The following is an 18,307-nucleotide window of genomic DNA, read 5'->3' as shown; positions in this document are numbered from 1 at the left end:
ATTATTCCTAATTTGAAGAAAGAGAAAACATACAGTTGGGGAAATAATAATCCATATAACGACTTTTCATCATATTTTAAGAAAAAATTTGACACCAGAATTCAAAAAATTGCAGTTGATGCCGGTTTTACATGCCCGAACAGAGACGGAAGCAAGGGCAGGGGAGGTTGCACTTATTGTAACAATAATACGTTTAACCCTTTTTATTGCAGTCCGAAAAAAACAATTTCGCAACAATTAAAAGAAGGTATTGCTTTTTTTGCAGAAAAATATAAAACGCAAAAGTACCTTGCTTATTTTCAGGCATATTCAAATACTTATGCTGATTTGCAAACCTTAAAAAATTATTATGCCGAAGCCTTAAAAGTTGAAGGAGTTACAGGCTTAGTCGTTGCTACAAGACCCGATTGTGTTAATGAAGAAATTTTAGATTATTTACAAAAACTTGCAGAAACGTATTATATTATTCTTGAATTCGGAATTGAAACATGCAATGAAGAAACTTTGAAGAAGATTAACAGAGGACATACTTTTGCACAGGCTGTTTCTGCATTAGAATTGTCTGAAAAACGAGGTTTGCATGTAGGAGTTCATTATGTTCTCGGTTTGCCGGGCGACAGCAGAGAAGAAAACTTATCTCATGCAAAAATAATATCAAACTTGCCTTTTGAAACTTTAAAATTACACCAACTTCAAATAATAAAAGGCACAAAAATGGCAAAGCAATTTAAGGAAACTCCTGAAATGTTTAATTTGTTTTCAGCTGAAGAATATATTGATTTTGTTGTGCAATTTGCCGAAAGATTAAAACCGGAGATTATTATTGAAAGATTTATTAGTGAATCTCCGGCAGATTTATTGATTGCTCCGAAATGGGGAGGTCTTAAAAATTTTGAAATAGTTGAAAAAATTAAAAAACAATTTATAAAACAAAATACTCGGCAAGGTAAGTTGTATTAATAATTGTCTTCGTTATTTTCATCATTGTTATTTTCTCCTTCATCCTCAAAATCATCAATTGCAGGGTGAACACCCGTAAACGCATAAATAAAAAGATTTTTTGTTTCTGTATTCGTGAGCATATAATTAAAAATGCCTTTTTCGGTTTTTTGTTTTTTATATTTTGTTTTCAAATCTGCAATAGTTTGGTTGTATTCACTAACAGAAGATAGTGTTCGCATTATTCCTCCTGAGAATGTGAAGAAAAACCATTCTTTTTCAGATGTTTCAAGATAAATAAATATTTTATCGCCGGTTCTTCTTTTTCTTATTTGAATATAACCATTTACATATTTATTAATCATTTGGTTTCCTATATTTGAAATGCCTATTTTTCCTATTGATTTAAATGATTTTGATTCGGCATCCCATTTAAAAGCGAGATTTGTAAAAACAATTGTTTTTTTAAGTTTATCGGGGAATTTCTTTGGCTTTCCGTCGTTTATTGACATTTCCGAGAGCATCTTTTCTGTTTCTTCAACACCTAATAATTGGCTCATTGTTTTTTTATAAGTATTGTTTTGAACTTGAACTGCTGATAAACTAATATTTAATTTAAGTTTTTCAGTTAAAATATCTAATGCTTTTTTAGAGAAGAAGAAATCCATATATGTGAGAGTTCCCATAGTAACTTCATCGGCATTTGTGTCAAATCTGAGCTCGCCTACACTTCCGAAATCATTTATTTTGATTGATTTTGAAAGTATTATGTCGCCGTCACCGTGTACAATACATGTACTTCTTTTTAAATCTAAATATTTGTCGGGTAATGTTCTGTCGTTAAATTTATTCAAAGTTGTTATTTGATACATGTTTTCATTCTGATTATAAGCTACGTAGAAAGAACTGTCTCTCAGAGATAATATAGACTCTGAATTTCCGTACGGGTCGGCTGACAAAAATACCGGGAAAGTGTGTATTGAATCCTTTGAAGACATAACATCGGCATAAACTCTTGCTTTGTTAGATGCAATGTCAGAGTGTAAACGAGGTTCAAGAGGTAAATAAATACTGTCAGGGTTAATTTCTGATTTAAAATAAAACCATTGCGGCACGGAAGGGCAGGTATGTATTAGTTTTGCAAAACCTTCAAAATTTAAACGGTCTTTTGATGCATTAAAATAAACATCTCCGTAGTAATCAAACCAAGGGTTTAACGTAAATTTTTCATATTGCTCTATAAAACCGTGAGCAACAGATGCTTCTTTTTTAACATCATAGGTTATATTATCGAAATTAATATTTTGTAATTTTCTATTCATGTCTTCGTATTGATAAATACCTGATGACGCAACATATTTCTTACTGCTGTTTATTTTAATGTCAACTTCCGAAATATTATGAACGCCTCTTGCTTTTACCGTAGTTTTTAACAGCTTTTCCATTTCACCGTTTTCATCAATTACTACATTGCTGCTTGGTGTTACTACTATATCTGCAACAATAATTTTTTGAACGTCTTTTGTAATTATTTTTTTGTTGCCGGTATAATAATTTGCTCTGCTTCCGAAAAACATTAAAGAATCTTGATTAATATTTGTAGAAATAAATTTTAAATCTCCGTATGTACTTGAAAATAAAGCCTTATCAAATCTGCAATAATCAATTAAATATGCACTGTCAAGCAGAATTTCTTCTTTTGAGAACAGGGGATTTGTAAACTTATTCATATTATAGTTCATATTAATTTTCCCTTTTCCGGTATGCCAAACCAAATGATTCGGATAGCTCATATATTCATCATTTACGAAATTAACATACGATTCTTCATCTTCTCTTTCTTGAAAAACAGCTTTTCCTGAATTAATATCAACAAAAGATTTCATATTTTTAATTATTACATCTTTTTCTTCGGAATTATCCTCTTTTATAATAACATCAGCTTTATCAGAGAGGAATGATTTTTTATTAAATGTAAAATCTTCTGCATAAATAGTTCCTTCATCAACTTTTGCTCTTCCGCTTCCGGTTAATTCTTTTGGTCTGTATTCAAAAGAACCTGAGAACTTAACTTTTTCATCATACATTTCTGCTGCAATTCCGGTGGTTTTATATCTTACTACATCGCTGAGTGCATCCCAAGTTGTTTGAACTAACTTTCCTTTTACAACAGGAAATTCGGCATAAGTTTCTTGATTCACAAATTCACTTATTTCAATTTCATCAGCCAATGTTGTAAGAGAATCGGGATAGAGTGTAAAGTCTTTTGTTGCAATTGTAGTATTGTTCCACTTTGCAACTCCGTTCGCCTCTAATCCGCTGTTACTTAGCTTGATGTAGCTGTTCATTTCGTTGTTTAATGATGATAATGTTCCTTTGCCGCTGAACAGCGGAAATCCGCCGTCAGGAGTTTGATGAATAAAACCTAAAGAATAATCTTTCTGAACTGAAAGAGTATCTTCAAAATTCGGTAATATGCCCCCTGCAATTAATCTTCCGGGTATTGTTAAGTTATCTTTTGTTAAATAAAGTAAGCTGTCGTGAGTAAAAGGGAAGTTTTTGAAATAAAATTTATCTCTGCTATAGACATTTCCTTGTTTGTTTCTTTTGTCGTAATATACATAAGATGTATCTGAGCAAATAAATTTAGGAAATTGTTCTATCTTTTTTGCTCCGGATTTATTTGAGCTTACATCAATCCTTATTTTTCCTGATACGTTTTCAATAGTTGAATTCAAGAATTTAGCTTTCATCTTTTTTCCGTTTTCTGTTAATTCCTCATCCCAAACTCTGTATATAAGGGAGTCGATTTCGGTAAAACTTATGTCATAGTTCTTATAATTAAATGAAAAGCCGTTTCCGTAAAAATCTGCAAGACCTACACGAAGCCTTCCCGAGAATATTAAATTTCTGTTATATCCCAGTATCAACATTTGCCTGTGCGGTATTAATCCTACTTTTTTTCGTTCATTCAAAATTACTTGCTCAACTCCGAATAATGCCATTTGGTTTGTTTTAATATCATAAACTGCATTTGTGAGAGGAAACAACTCGGTTTCTCCTTTTCTTGTTTTTCCTTTGGCAGTTATATTTATGACATCATAATCCTTTTTTTCAAAGAAGTATTTAATGTAATCGTACAGTTTTTGTCTTACAATTACATATTTTGTTTTAGGGTTGTAATCAATAAACCCTTCATACCAAAGCCCCATTAGCCTGTGTATTGTTGCTGTTTGAGGTTTGCGAATAAAAGCTGCATAATCTTGTGCAAAAAACTCTCGGGAACCTAATTTTCTTGTATATTTTTTTATGTCAAATAGCGGATTTGTTGTTTCATACATTCTGTGTTTAGTAAAATCTGCTTTTGTAAAATAATCAAAAGATTTAAATTGTCCGTCATTTCCGAGTCTTGAATAAAAACGAATTAAAGAATCCTTCATATTCCAAACAATATTGTCAACTGTAATATATGTTTTTTGATATGAATTATAAAACGGTCTTTTTCCTGTACCGTCATGATTTCTTATGAACGAAAATTCATCTTCTTTAACAGTTAAGGAAACATTTGGGTGTGTTATCGAATCATTATCAGCAATATACAATGTTATGTAAGCTTGGTTTGATTTTAAATATTTTTCTAAGGATGAGAAACTTTCGGATCGGCATTTCAGATACTTATTACCGGCTTTTATATATTCGGCAATTGCAGGAACTGCATCTGTTCCGACATATCTTAATGTTTTTCCTCGCATTTCAATACCGCTTGTAAATACTATATTTTCTTGCTTGCTTTTTATTTTATAATCGTTTCTGTATGATCTGAATTGCGGAAATAAGCCGTCTTTATATGCTCTTAAAGATACAATATGCTTTACTTTACCTAATATCTCATTTTTTAAAATATTTTTATTTGTGTATGTTACGGAATCAGCAGTAAATTCCGTTTTTTTCATGTTAATTTTGTAGTTTTTTAATTTAACATTCATCGTTGAAGAAGGAATGTCATATTTTTCCCAAGTAATTTTTCCGTATTTTCCCGTCCACTTTGATTCAAGCATATTATAGTTACCTTTAGTATTGAATATCCTTATTGTATCATTATCAATACTGTATGCCTCTAACTGAGTTGTAGGGACCGAAATATTGAATGTTTTATTTTTTTCATCAAATTCGAATTTATAATTTGTATTATCTTTTATTTTCCATCTTACGGAAGATGTTTTTGAAAGATAATTTTGGTGAGATAACAGATAGGTGTTTGTAATAAAGTTTTTTACTTTTTCAGATGTAAATAATGAAGAACCTGACATATATTCAAGCATACTTAACCACGGAGTGAAGTTTGTTTGATTGTTTTGTTTTAAATAGGTAACAGTTCTGAAAAAATCCCAAATAGTTGTGTTTTTGTTGAACCTCCTGGATATTTGATAATTTGTGATTTTAATTATTGAATTTTTTTCTTCGGAACTGATTGAGGAGTTCCAATTATTCTCAAGTATTGAAATAACCGAATCTTTTTCAGAAGTTGCATTATTGGTTTCAGTACCAACTTCTTGCAGCGTGTAATAAGACCTTAACTCCGAAATTAAGCTGTCGGCAGTGAATTTTCGATTTACTTGTGAATAACCGGTATTACTGTTGGTTGAAACTATAGCAAACAGAAAAATAAAAAGGATTATTTTATTCATATTTAATAATTTTTATTAAAATCTTATATTAAATTTGCAACGAATGAGTAAAGATAATAAAAATAAAGAAAATAAGATGCCGGCAGTATTAAAAACACTACTTTCTATTTTTTTAATCGCATTAATAACTTATGCTGTAATGGCAATAATTACACATTTTTCCTTAAACTTTGAAACTGAAACATATAAATTCAAAAAAAGTATTGATTCAATTTTTAATACTTCAACCGCAATTTTTAAATTTTTTACTGTATTTATGCTTGTAAATATTTCTTGGATAATAATTGCAGTATTAATACACTATATTAAAAGAATATTTATCAAATAAAGATATGATGTTAAATTACAGACAAATATATTTATTCATGCTGTTAATTGTTTTTTCAGCAGGTATTAATGCACAATCATTAAATGATTATGAGTTTCCGAGAGGCGATATGAGGATAATGTTTTATAATACCGAAAACTTATTTGATATTTATGATGATACTTTAAAAATTGATGAAGCTTTTACTCCCGAAGGTGTAAGGCATTGGAGTATAGGAAGGTATTATAAAAAAATAAATAATGTTTCAAAAGTTATTACGGCAATAGGTCAATGGGAACTTCCTGAAATAGTAGGTTTGTGCGAAATTGAAAACAGGTTTGTTCTGGAAGGAATAATAAAACAAACAGCATTAAAAAAGTTTCCGTACAGAATTATTCATAAAGAATCTCCTGACAGAAGAGGTATTGATGTAGGTTTGTTATACCGAAAAGATAAATTTACGCCGATTGATTATGAAGCTGTTCGAGTTACTTTTCCTTTTGATGTGAATAAACCCACAAGAGATATCCTATATGTTAAAGGGTATAACACTAACAATGATACTTTGCATATTTTTATAAACCATTGGCCTTCAAGATGGGGCGGACAATTAGAAACTGACAGAAAGCGAGTTTATGCAGCAACAGTTTTACGAAGAAAGGTTGATTCTCTTTTTTCGACAGATATAAATCCGAATATTATTATTATGGGTGATTTGAATGATTATCCTGATAACCATAGTGTTACAGATGCATTAAAAGCAAAAAATAAGTATGATTTAATTAATGACGAGGCATTATACAATTTAGCATATTACCTTCAGGAAGAAAAAGGAAAAGGAACTCATAAATATCAGGGAGAATGGGGAGTATTAGATCAAATAATCGTTTCCGGTTCGTTATTAAACAAAGATAACAAAATAAATATGACAGTTGATGATGCTCATGTTTTTGAAGCACCGTTTCTTTTAGAACCGGATGAACAATATATCGGAGTAAAACCGTTCAGAACTTATATAGGCTTTAAATTTCATGACGGATTCAGTGACCATTTACCTATTTATTTAGATCTTTATATAAAAAAGTAATTCTTAAATAATTAAAAAGTTTCAATCTTTCCAAACTGATGCAAAATAAGATTATTATATTAGATTTCGGCTCTCAATATACTCGTTTGATAGCAAGGAAAATAAGAGAATTAAATGTTTATTGTGAAGTATGGCCGTTTAATAATTTTCCTGAAATTGATACTTCCGTAAAAGGTGTAATTTTATCGGGAAGTCCGTTTTCTGTGAGAGACAAAAATGCCCCTGTTCCTGATATTAGAAAAATAAAAGGATTGAAGCCGTTGCTCGGGGTGTGTTACGGTGCACAGCATTTAGCTCATTCTTTCGGCGGAAAAGTTGTTCCTTCAAAACACAGAGAATACGGCAGGGCAAATTTGAAGTTTGTAAACAACAAAAATCCGTTGTTCCAAAATGTTACCGCGGATACACAAGTTTGGATGTCGCATGCAGATACTATAGTGAAAATACCCGAAAACTTTGAAATAACTGCCGGAACAGAAGATGTTGAAGTCGGAGCTTTTCAAATTAAAGATGAACAAACATTCGGTTTGCAATTTCATCCGGAGGTGTATCATACATCAGAAGGAAAGCAGATTCTTAAAAATTTTATTGTTGATATTTGCAAAATTGAGCAAGACTGGACTCCGGAATCCTTTATTGAAAGTTCAATTAAAGAACTACGAGAAATTATCGGGGATGATAAAGTAATTCTCGGTTTATCGGGCGGCGTTGATTCAACAGTTGCCGGAGTTTTACTGGATAAAGCAATAGGGAAAAACTTAACTTGTATCTTTGTAGATAACGGACTTCTCAGAAAAAATGAGTTCGAAGATGTATTAAATTCATACAAAGGTATGGGTTTAAATGTGATGGGCGTTGATGCAAAAGAAGATTTTTATAAAGTGTTAAAAGGAATAACAGAACCCGAAAAAAAACGGAAAGCAATAGGCAGTAAATTTATAGATGTTTTCGATATAGAGTCATCGAAACTTGCTGATATTAAGTGGCTTGCACAAGGCACTATTTATCCTGACGTTATTGAGTCTGTTTCGGTTAAAGGCCCGTCAGCTACAATAAAATCTCATCATAATGTAGGAGGATTGCCCGATTACATGAAATTAAAAATTGTAGAACCTTTACGTTTATTGTTTAAAGATGAAGTCAGAAGAATAGGAAAAAATCTCGGCATTAAAAAAGAACTTTTAGGAAGGCATCCTTTCCCGGGACCGGGGTTGGGAATTCGAATTCTCGGAGATATTACCCCTGAAAAAGTTTGTATTTTACAGGATGCTGATGATATTTTTATAAGAGAATTGAAAGATGCAGATTTGTATAATGAAGTTTGGCAAGCAGCAACAATATTATTGCCGGTAAAATCGGTAGGAGTTATGGGCGATGAACGAACCTATGAAAGCACAATTGTTTTAAGAGCTGTCGGTTCAACAGACGGAATGACAGCGGATTGGTCACATCTTCCGCATGAATTTCTTGCAAAAGTTTCTAATAAAATAATAAATCGTGTGAGGGGAATTAACAGAGTTGTTTACGATATAAGTTCAAAACCTCCTGCAACTATTGAATGGGAATAATGGAAATTATTTTTCAATTATTTAATTTTTTTTATTTTTGTACTTACGTTGATAAATTTAAGAACAGCAAAATAATTAATTTAATCATAAAAATTTATACACATGAAATCAGTTAAGTATCTATTAATCGTTTTATTTTTTTTCGGTATTAGCTCAAACTTAGTTTTTGCAGCAGAAAGTAATTCCGCTAATAAAAAAGAATCATCTTTTTTAACCTCTGACAATAACAAAATTGTACAGGATAAACAAGTAACAAAAAATAATAAATTTAAACAGAGACTTATTACTAAAAGACTTACAAAAATAGCAAAAAGGATAAAAAACAATGAAAATTCAAAATATGATACTATTTTGCTTGTAATTGTTGCAATTTTAATTCCCCCTCTTGCTGTTCTTCTGTTAGAAAACGGTCTTACAACAAATTTCTGGCTTGATTTACTCTTAACGCTACTATTTTATCTTCCGGGACTAATTTTTGCTTTATATTTAATTCTGAAATAAATATTAGAAGTACAATAATTTAAAAAGGGCAGAAAATAAATAAGTTTTCTGCCTTTTTTGAAATGTTTTGAGTCTCAGGTTATTTATTTTCTACGGAACTTCAACAACATTCAATATTCCCGTTATAATATCTTCGGATGTTATATTTTCAGCTTCTGCTTCATAAGTCAAACCAATTCTGTGACGCATTACATCTTTACAAACAGCTCTTACATCTTCCGGGAATACAGCCCCTCTGCCTTGAATAAAGGCATAAGCTTTTGCAGCTAATGCTAAATTTATTCCTGCTCTCGGTGATGCACCGAATGAAATTAAATTTTCGTATTCGTTTAAACCGTAGTCTTTCGGATTTCGAGATGCAAATACAATATCAATTATGTACCGTTCTATTTTTTCGTCTAAATATATTTCTTTTACAATCTCTCTTGCTCTTAAAATAGTATCTGTACTTAACAATGTATTAATTTCCGGGTATGTTTTAGCAATATTCTGTCGTATAATTAGTTGCTCTTCGTCTTTTTTCGGGTAATCAATAATAACTTTAAGCATAAATCTGTCAACTTGTGCTTCCGGTAAAGGGTATGTTCCTTCTTGTTCAATAGGGTTTTGAGTTGCCAAAACCATAAAAGGTTCTTCTAATTTGAATGTATTTTGTCCGATTGTAACTTGTTTTTCCTGCATTGCTTCAAGTAAAGCACTTTGTACTTTTGCCGGGGATCTGTTAATTTCATCGGCGAGAATAAAATTTGCAAAAATAGGTCCTTTTTTGGTAATAAATTCTTCTGTTTTATGGCTGTAAATCATAGTTCCCAATAAATCAGCAGGCAGCAAGTCAGGTGTAAACTGAATTCTGCTGAATTTGGCATTAATAATTTTTGCTAACGATGTTATTGCCAATGTTTTTGCAAGCCCGGGTACACCTTCTAAAAGTATATGACCGCCTGTGAGTAAACCTGTCAGTAAACTGTCAATCATGTGTTTCTGCCCGACAATTACACGGTTCATTTCATTACGAATTGTATCTGCGAAAACACTTTCGTTTTTAATCTTTTCATTCAGTTCTTTTATATCAATCATAATTATTAATCTTTTTTTGTATTTGCAAATTTAATTAAAGCTTTGTTTTTTTAGAAAAAAATGTGATAAAAAACCATTGTTATTTTTATTTTTTCTACTATATTGCAGAAATTTTGATGCAACCTTTCTTGTTGTTTATCATCAGTTAAGTTGCACTTATCTAAGTATAAATTAAAAAATATTTAACATTATGAAAAAAATATTACTTACATTACTGACAATGGTATTGTTTCTGTTTGCCGGGTTTGCCCAACAAGGTGTAATTCCATTAAGTTCAGAGAAGAATGCAGTTGAAATGAGTGAAAATTCTTACGAAAAGTTAAATCTTACTTTTAATCATTCTCAAATCAGAAGTTTCACGGTTAAAACTTCAGAAGGAACATTTGATGAAATCTCAATTCCCGGTGCAAGGTTTACCGGTAATATAGGAGACCCAAAACTTCCTGCATACAGTAAATTAATAGAAGTTCCTTTCGGAGCCGAAGTTAATGTAAAAGTTAAAAACTATACTGTTCAAGAATATAAATTATCTGATTTCGGAATTAATAACCTTATTATTCCTGCACAACCGGATGTTAATAAAAGTGAAGACCCCACAAAAGTAAAGTTCAGATATAATAAAGCAGCTTATGCTTCAAAAACATATTCTGCTTTTAATATGGCAGATGTTGAAATTCAAGGAACCATGCGTGGTGTCAGAATAGCTAAACTTTCTGTATCTCCCGTAAATTATAACCCGACTGACGGAACAGTAAAAGTTTATAACAACATAGAAGTTGAAGTAATCTTTACAAATAGTAATGTAAGTAAAACCGAATACATTAAACAAGCTACATATTCACCTTTTTTCGAAAGTGTTTACAGTAAATTACTGAATACTAAAACAGTAATAGATGATCATCCTGATTTAACAAAATATCCTGTTAAAATGTTGATTCTTGCCGACAGAATGTTTGAAACGGCATTAGCTCCCTATATTTTATGGAAAACTAAAAAAGGTTTTAATGTTATTGTAAATTATACTGACGAAGGGTATAGTGATGTTGCTTCAATTAAAGCATGGGTGCAATCTCATTACGATGCAGGAACACCAACAGATCCTGCTCCGAGTTTCTGTTTATTTGTAGGTGATGTTGCTCAAATTCCTTCCTCGCAAGTAGGTGTAAATTCAGGCAAACAAACAGACCTTTATTATTTCAGCCAAGACGGAGATTATTTTCCTGAAATGTATTACGGGCGTTTTTCTGCAAATAACTTAACAGAGTTACAGCCAATTATAGACAAAACATTATATCATGAACGATATGAATTTGCCGATCCTACATATTTAGATGATGTAACTTTAATTGCAGGTGCTGATGCTACCTGGAATCCGAATGTCGGTCAACCTACAATTCAATACGGAACACAAAATTATTTTAATGCATCTCACGGTTTCACAAATGTTAATGACTATTTATCATCTTATACCGGATGCTATGATAATGCAAGAATTTCGGTTTCATTCATAAATTATACTGCACATTGTGCAGAAACTGTATGGGCTGACCCTGGTTTATCAATTTCTGATATAAATTCAATGACAAATACAAACAAATATCCTCTTGCTGTAGGAAACTGTTGTTTATCGGCAGATTTCGGTTATTTAGAATGTATAGGCGAAGCATGGATAAGAGCAGAAAATAAAGGAGCAGTTGCCTATATCGGTTCATCACCATCATCCTATTGGTTTGAAGATTTTTATTGGGCAGTCGGTGCTTTTCCCATTCAAGGTGACAATGGCGGGTATGTACCTACTTTTGGAGAAACAACTTACGGAGTATATGACGGAATGTTTGTAAGTGACTATGTAACAGTTGATGCAACCGTTTTTCTCGGAAATTTAGCTGTAACGGAAGTTGATGTTGCAGGCTATCCTCAACATTCAAATCCTTTATATTATTGGGAGGCATATAATTGTTTGGGAGACCCTTCTTTAGTTCCTTTTTATACGCAAGGTTCAACAAATACAGTAAGCCACATGGCAATATTACCTATCGGTATGTCAACTTATACGGTTGATGCAGAGCCGGGTTCTTATGTTGCAATTTCAAAAGACGGTATTCTTCACGGTGCTGCATTAGTTGATGCAACAGGAACTGTTGATGTCCCTATTATTCCCGTAACTTCCGGCGGAGATGTTGATATAGTGGTTACAAAACCTCAGTATATTCCTTATATGACAACTGTTCCGGCAGCTGCACTATCCGGACCTTATATGATTGTAAATACTTATAATAATGTTGTTGATTACGGGCAAACGATTAATTTAGATATAGCTTTAGAGAATGTAGGAGCTGATCCTGCAACAGGAGTTTCTGCTACTGTTTCAACTTCTGATGTAAATGCAAGTATTGCCAACCCTACTTTTGTATATGGTGATGTTACTGTCGGTACTGTTACTGCACCAAGTTCAGGTGTATTTACCTTAACTGTTGCCGACAATTTACCAGATCAATATATGGTTGCTGTCGATATTTCAATAACAGACGGAACAGATACTTGGGATTATACCAAAAATGTAACCGTTAATGCTCCTGCAATTTCAATCGGAAGTGTATTTATTACAAATGATGATAATGCAGACGGCATTTTAGACCCTGCTGAAACAGCAGATATTAATTTTACGATAACAAATTCAGGACATGCAACAGCAGTTTTCAACGGAACGTTATCTGAAAGCAATGATCCTAATAACTATTTGACTCTCGGCGGAACTTTTGTTTCCGGTGTTAGCTTAGCGGCAGGAGCTTCACAAGATTTTGTTTTTACCGGAGCAACAGCTGACGTTGCAACACCTCTCGGCAGCCCGGTTGAGGTGCAAATTGATATCGCAGCAGGTGCATCAAATCAATATACGGGTGTTGATAATCAAAATATTATTATAGGGATAATACCTGTTTATTTAATCAGCGATGCAGGTCCTTATACTGTTTGTACCGGAACATTTTATGATTCCGGCGGTGAAACAGGAGAGTATGCTTCAAGCGAGAACGAAACATTAACTTTCTTACCCGGCGGAGGAGAAGATTTTGTAGTTGTTGAATTTACGGAGTTTGCAACAGAAGGCGGATATGACTATTTGTATATTCATGACGGACCGGATACAAGTTACCCGCAAGTAGCAGGAAGTCCTTTTGATGAGGATGCACCTCCGACAGGACCATTTATGGGAGCTAACGGTTTAACATTTCATTTTACAAGCGATGCATCTGTAACACGTTCGGGTTGGGCAGCTGATGTTTATTGCTTTTCTGCAACAACACCTCCTGCTTGTTCAATAAATCCTGTTCCCTCAAACGGAGCAACCAATGTTTTCCCATTAAATATTTCGTGGAGTTCTGCTATGGGAGCAACTTCTTATGATGTTTATTTCGGGACAGACCCTGACCCTTATACGAATACTCCCGTAACAGTTACTTCAACTGAGTTTGCAATTACGGTTAATCCTGAAACTACTTATTATTGGGCTGTATTGCCGACAAATAGTATCGGTACGGCAACAGGTTGCGATGTGTGGTCTTTTAATACAGGCGGCGAACAATATCCTATGACAAGCGGAACAGTTACAATTTGTAATGCTGCGTTTTATGATACCGGCGGGGCAAACGGAGCTTATCAAAGCGATGAAAATATTACAATGACATTTTTACCCGGAACAGCAGGAAAAATGATTAATGTTGAATTTGTATCATTTGCAACAGAAGGCGGTTATGATTATTTGTATGTTTATGATGCAACGGATGCAACTAACTTAATAGGACAATATGATGAGGATAATATGCCTCCGACAAATATTACGGCTACAAATGCAGACGGTGCATTAACATTTGTATTTACAAGTGACGGTTCAGTAACAAGAGACGGCTGGGTTACTAATATTACTTGTGTTGACGGGGTAGCAACCTATACTATTACATTTGATGTAAATGACGGAACTAATGCAATTGAAGGAGCAGCTGTTAACTTTGACAGCCAAACAATTAATACTGATGCATCCGGAATAGCTGTATTTAATAATTGTGCAGAAGGAACCGGTGTTGCTTATACGGTTACTAAAAACGGTTATAATAATGCAACAGGAGCAGTTGATACAGATGCTGATAAAACAATTAATGTTATAATGGCATCAAATGCAGTTGAAACATTAGAAAATAATATTTCAATTATTCCGAATCCTAATAACGGAATGTTTGCAATTGATTTCGGAGAATTAAATACTTCCGAAATAACAGTTGAGGTTCGAACGGTAAGCGGAAAAGTTATTTATCAATCCGGCAGTACTTCAAATGTTCATCAAATAGATTTGAGTAATCAATCAAAAGGGATTTATTTTATCAGAATAAACTCAGGAGAAATTATTTATAATACGAAAGTGATGATTAAATAAAAAATACAGAAAAAGTCTCTGAAAATCTTCAGGAGACTTTTTCTTATTTACTTACACAAAGATAAAGATTCAAAGTCCATATTCTTTGCATGCTTCCCAAAAGTTTCTTTAACTTTTTTATTTTTTACAACATAGGTTGATTCCTCGCCGTATTTTACTGAAAAAAGAACTGTAAGGTTTTCACCGTCACTATCTTTCATTGTTAAGCCTGCAAGATTTTTATCCGGCAAACAAAGTAAATCTTTATGGCAAACAGGACAGAAAGTTTTAACAATTTCGCCTTCGGAAACTTTTAAAGATGAATGCTTTACTGTTGAATAGTCTCCTAATTTTGTGTCGAGGAATATTATTCCGGATATTCCGTTGTTCTTTTGAATTGTAAGAACAATATTGTTTTTTACGGTTAAAGATGATGAGCAGGTGGGACAGAAGTATTCGTATTTCATGGTATTATATTTTGGTTAGATAACAGTTTAGTTAGGGCTTGCTGAAAAACGCTAATATATTTATTTTTCAGTCATTTATAAAATTATTTACATATACAAGTGCAAGGTTTTTAATTCATTTCGCCCTATTTCCCTGCACTTGTGTAAAATATTTTAGCTGCCCACAGGCACACTATCTTTCAAATTTCTCTTATTTCGCAGTATTTATATACGACTTCAAACGAGAAACTTGAAATCTAATGCACCTGTGAGCTTTTCAGCAAACCCTAGTTAAATTTACAAAAAATATAACATAAAAGCAAATTGTTAAAAACAAAAAGCCCTCACTAATTAAAGTAAGAGCCTTTCTATTCGGTATTTGTTTTTACTTTCCGGTTTCTTGTGCTTGTGAGTTGGTTAATTTTTCCATTTCATTATCAAACATATACATTTCTGCTTTGTCGCCTCCCAACAAATTTAATTTGTCCAAGATATTGCCGAAAAGGGTTTCTTCTTCAATTTGTTCTTCAACATACCATTGCAAGAAACTTTGTGTCGTAAAATCCCTTTCATCGTAGCAAAGCCCTACAAGCTCATTAATTTCATTTGAAATCATTTTTTCATGTTCAAATATTTGTTTGTAGATGTCTTGAATTGATTTATATTCCAGTTCAGGTTGCTCAACTTTAGGAACAATTGCATGTCCGCCTCTGTCGTTAACATAATGAAACAGTTTTAGCATGTGTTCTCTTTCTTCATCGGAATGAGCATATAAGAAATTTGCCGAGCCGTTGTATCCGTTTTTTTCTGTCCAAGATGCCATTGCCAAATATAATTGAGAAGAAAAATGCTCTAACTCAATTTGTTTATTTAATGCTTGTTCTACTTTTTTACTGTTCATGATTAATAACTTTTAGTTTATATTGTCAATTATTTTATTGAATGTTTCTGAAGGTCGCATTGCTTCCCCTGCTTTTTCAGTATCAGGATAATAATAGCCGCCGATATCGGTAGGTTTTCCTTCTGCGTTTGCAATTTCATGTAATATTTTCTCTTCGTTATTCTTTAATTTTTCATATATATTTATAAAGTTTTCTTTTAAATCTGTATCTTCATTTTGATTTGCAAGAGCTTTTGCCCAATATTGTGCAAGAAAATAATGTGTTCCTCTGTTATCTAATTCTCCGGCTTTTCGCGAGGGTGCTTTATTGTTTTCAAGATAATCGCTTACTGCTGCATCAAGTGTATCTGCAAGAACTTGTGCTCTTTTGTTGTTAAAAGTATTTGCAAGATGTTCTAATGAAACTGTTAATGCTAAAAATTCTCCTAAGGAATTCCAACGTAAATGCCCTTCTTTTAAGAATTGTTGAACATGTTTCGGTGCTGAACCTCCGGCTCCTGTTTCAAATAAACCTCCGCCTTTTAATAAAGGAACTATCGAAAGCATTTTTGCACTTGTTCCGAGTTCAAGAATAGGAAATAAATCTGTTAGATAATCTCTGAGAACATTTCCGGTTACCGATATTGTGTTTTCTCCTTTTCTGGTTCTTTCTAAAGTGAATTTCATAGCATCATCAGGTTTCATAATTCTGATATTCAGACCGGAAACATCATAGTTTTTTAAATACGTTTCAACTTTTGAAATTATATTTGCATCATGTGCTCTGTTTTTATCTAACCAAAAAATTGCAGGAGAACCTGTTGCTTTTGCTCTTGTAACAGCAAGTTTTACCCAGTCTTGAACAGGAATGTCTTTTGCTCTCGACATTCTCCAAATATCACCTTTTTCAACTTCGTGCTCTGTTAAAGTATTTCCGACTGAATCAATAACTTTTACTGTTCCTGCTTTCGGAATTTCAAATGTTGTAGGATGTGAACCGTATTCCTCTGCTTTTTGAGCCATTAAGCCGACATTTGCCACACTTCCCATTGTTGCGGGATTAAATTGTCCGTTTGTTTGGCAATCTTCAATAACTACCTGATATAATGTAGCATAGCTTCTGTCAGGTATGATTGCTTTTGTGTCTTGAAGTTTGCCTTGTGCATTCCACATTTGTCCGCCGTCGCGAATGATAACAGGCATAGAAGCATCAATTATAATGTTATTAGGAACATGTAAATTTGTTATACCTTTGTCGGAATCAACCATTGCAATATCGGGCATAACTTTATAGAGTTCTGTAATGTCATTCTCAATTTCCGTTCTTTTGCTTTCGGGTAGGTTTTGAATTCTTGAATATAAATCGGCAATACCGTTATTTAAATTTACGCCGAGTTTTTTAATAGTTTCTGAATGTTTTTCAAGAACAGTTTCATAGAAAACTGCAACAGCATGCCCGAACATTTTAGGGTCGGAAACTTTCATCATTGTTGCTTTAAGGTGCAATGAAAATAATACATCTTTATTTTTTGCATCTTTGATTTGCTCTTTAAAAAATGCTCTTAATTTTGCAGCACTCATAAAAGTAGTATCAAGTATTTCGCCGTCGAGAGATTTTAAATTATCTGCAAGAATTGTTGTGTTCCCGTTTTTATCCTCTAAAATTATCTTAAAATTTGTTGCTTTTTCAGTAATAACGGATTTTTCATTTCCGTAAAAGTCACCTTCCGACATATAAGAAACATGTGTTTTGGAATTCTTATTCCAATCTTTCATCATTTTATGCGGATTTTTTTGTGCATGTTTTTTTACTGAAACTGCTGAGCGTCTGTCGGCATTTCCTTCTCTTAATACCGGGTTTACGGCACTTCCTAAGACAACTGCAAATCTTTTTACCAACTCTTTTTCTGCATCTGTTTTCGGGTTCTCGGGATAATCGGGCAAATCATATCCTTTTTTTTGTAATTCTTTTATTGCTTCTTGCAGTTGCGGAATTGAAGCACTGATATTCGGCAGTTTAATAATGTTTGTTTCCGGGAATTGTGTTAATTTTCCGAGTTCAGCCAAATAATCAGGAATTTTTTGCTCTTCGGTTAAATCATCGGGAAAATTTGCAATAATTCTGCCGGCAAGCGAAATATCTTTTGTTTCAACAACAACACCTGCGGCTTTTGTAAAAGCATTAACTATTGGCAACAATGAATATGTTGCTAAAGCGGGAGCTTCGTCAATTTTTGTCCAAATAATTTTTGAGTTTTGTTTTGTCATCTTATAATATTTTACTTTTTTATACTAATCTTACTTATCTCGGGAGAACTGCACTTCTCTGTTAATATTCTGTAAATGAGCCATATATGGCAAATACTCCGAGCAAGAAATTTCTGCAAATGTATATAAAATAAGAGG

Annotated in this window: 11 protein-coding genes; 6 read left to right on the top strand and 5 right to left on the bottom strand. The window is 32.9% G+C overall.

All coding sequences use genetic code 11. From position 1 onward, the window contains the following. The first annotated feature begins 12 nt into the window (after positions 1 to 12). The gene (locus L3J35_05295; protein MCF6365600.1) at positions 13 to 960 is read left to right on the top strand and encodes a TIGR01212 family radical SAM protein; all 948 of its coding nucleotides are present in this window, start codon (positions 13 to 15) and stop codon (positions 958 to 960) included. Here the strand turns inward: L3J35_05295 and L3J35_05290 are convergent. Continuing rightward, a complete protein-coding gene (locus L3J35_05290) occupies positions 957 to 5,627 on the bottom strand; it encodes a hypothetical protein (protein ID MCF6365599.1) in 4,671 nt (1,556 codons plus the stop codon). The two genes, L3J35_05295 and L3J35_05290, sit on opposite strands and share 4 nt — an antisense overlap. A 43-nt stretch (positions 5,628 to 5,670) precedes the next feature. On the opposite strand from L3J35_05290, the gene L3J35_05285 reads away from it, so the two are divergent. The 4 genes from L3J35_05285 to L3J35_05270 all read left to right on the top strand — a co-directional run bounded on the left by L3J35_05285 (position 5,671) and on the right by L3J35_05270 (position 9,090). Continuing rightward, complete coding sequence (locus L3J35_05285; protein MCF6365598.1) at positions 5,671 to 5,955, top strand: hypothetical protein; 285 nt, start codon at positions 5,671 to 5,673, stop codon at positions 5,953 to 5,955. 37 nt (positions 5,956 to 5,992) lie between these two features. Beyond that, positions 5,993 to 7,021, top strand: coding sequence for a hypothetical protein (locus L3J35_05280; protein MCF6365597.1), 1,029 nt, complete (start codon positions 5,993 to 5,995; stop codon positions 7,019 to 7,021). 38 nt (positions 7,022 to 7,059) lie between these two features. Then, positions 7,060 to 8,589, top strand: a complete 1,530-nt coding sequence (gene guaA, locus L3J35_05275; protein MCF6365596.1) for a glutamine-hydrolyzing GMP synthase — start codon at positions 7,060 to 7,062, stop codon at positions 8,587 to 8,589. A gap of 102 nt (positions 8,590 to 8,691) precedes the next feature. Next, positions 8,692 to 9,090 carry a YqaE/Pmp3 family membrane protein gene (locus L3J35_05270; protein MCF6365595.1) on the top strand — a complete coding sequence of 133 codons (399 nt, stop codon included), beginning with the start codon at positions 8,692 to 8,694 and terminating at the stop codon, positions 9,088 to 9,090. A 90-nt stretch (positions 9,091 to 9,180) separates the two neighbouring features. On the opposite strand, the gene L3J35_05265 is transcribed toward L3J35_05270, so the two are convergent. Continuing rightward, positions 9,181 to 10,167 (bottom strand): AAA family ATPase, encoded by a 987-nt coding sequence (locus tag L3J35_05265; GenBank protein ID MCF6365594.1) that lies wholly within the window; start codon positions 10,165 to 10,167, stop codon positions 9,181 to 9,183. Between the two features lie 190 nt (positions 10,168 to 10,357). Between L3J35_05265 and L3J35_05260 the strand changes: the two genes are divergently transcribed. Continuing rightward, a complete protein-coding gene (locus L3J35_05260; protein ID MCF6365593.1) occupies positions 10,358 to 14,596 on the top strand; it encodes a C25 family cysteine peptidase in 4,239 nt (1,412 codons plus the stop codon). A gap of 47 nt (positions 14,597 to 14,643) precedes the next feature. On the opposite strand, the gene L3J35_05255 is transcribed toward L3J35_05260, so the two are convergent. The 3 genes from L3J35_05255 to L3J35_05245 form a co-directional block, all read right to left on the bottom strand. Further along, positions 14,644 to 15,042 carry a hypothetical protein gene (locus L3J35_05255; GenBank protein ID MCF6365592.1) on the bottom strand — a complete coding sequence of 133 codons (399 nt, stop codon included), beginning with the start codon at positions 15,040 to 15,042 and terminating at the stop codon, positions 14,644 to 14,646. Positions 15,043 to 15,406: 364 nt separating this feature from the next. Continuing rightward, complete coding sequence (locus L3J35_05250; protein ID MCF6365591.1) at positions 15,407 to 15,922, bottom strand: ferritin; 516 nt, start codon at positions 15,920 to 15,922, stop codon at positions 15,407 to 15,409. Between the two features lie 12 nt (positions 15,923 to 15,934). Further along, the gene (locus L3J35_05245) at positions 15,935 to 18,169 is read right to left on the bottom strand and encodes an NADP-dependent isocitrate dehydrogenase (protein ID MCF6365590.1); all 2,235 of its coding nucleotides are present in this window, start codon (positions 18,167 to 18,169) and stop codon (positions 15,935 to 15,937) included. Between the last annotated feature and the right edge of the window lie 138 nt (positions 18,170 to 18,307).

The sequence above is a fragment of the Bacteroidales bacterium genome, from assembly GCA_021648725.1.
In the GTDB taxonomy this organism is placed as follows: Bacteria; Bacteroidota; Bacteroidia; order Bacteroidales; family JAADGE01; genus JAADGE01.
Note: the sequence above shows the minus strand (reverse complement) of the source record. Positions and strands in the feature narration are given on the sequence as shown.

Bases quoted from the DNA above. Each gene is read 5' to 3' on its own strand.
- L3J35_05290 (MCF6365599.1), bottom strand. From the start codon at position 5,627: ATGAATAAAATAATCCTTTTTATTTTTCTGTTTGCTATAGTTTCAACC.
- L3J35_05285 (MCF6365598.1), top strand. From the start codon at position 5,671: ATGAGTAAAGATAATAAAAATAAAGAAAATAAGATGCCGGCAGTATTA.
- L3J35_05280 (MCF6365597.1), top strand. From the start codon at position 5,993: ATGCTGTTAATTGTTTTTTCAGCAGGTATTAATGCACAATCATTAAAT.
- guaA (MCF6365596.1), top strand. From the start codon at position 7,060: ATGCAAAATAAGATTATTATATTAGATTTCGGCTCTCAATATACTCGT.
- L3J35_05270 (MCF6365595.1), top strand. From the start codon at position 8,692: ATGAAATCAGTTAAGTATCTATTAATCGTTTTATTTTTTTTCGGTATT.
- L3J35_05265 (MCF6365594.1), bottom strand. From the start codon at position 10,167: ATGATTGATATAAAAGAACTGAATGAAAAGATTAAAAACGAAAGTGTT.
- L3J35_05260 (MCF6365593.1), top strand. From the start codon at position 10,358: ATGAAAAAAATATTACTTACATTACTGACAATGGTATTGTTTCTGTTT.
- L3J35_05255 (MCF6365592.1), bottom strand. From the start codon at position 15,042: ATGAAATACGAATACTTCTGTCCCACCTGCTCATCATCTTTAACCGTA.
- L3J35_05250 (MCF6365591.1), bottom strand. From the start codon at position 15,922: ATGAACAGTAAAAAAGTAGAACAAGCATTAAATAAACAAATTGAGTTA.
- L3J35_05245 (MCF6365590.1), bottom strand. From the start codon at position 18,169: ATGACAAAACAAAACTCAAAAATTATTTGGACAAAAATTGACGAAGCT.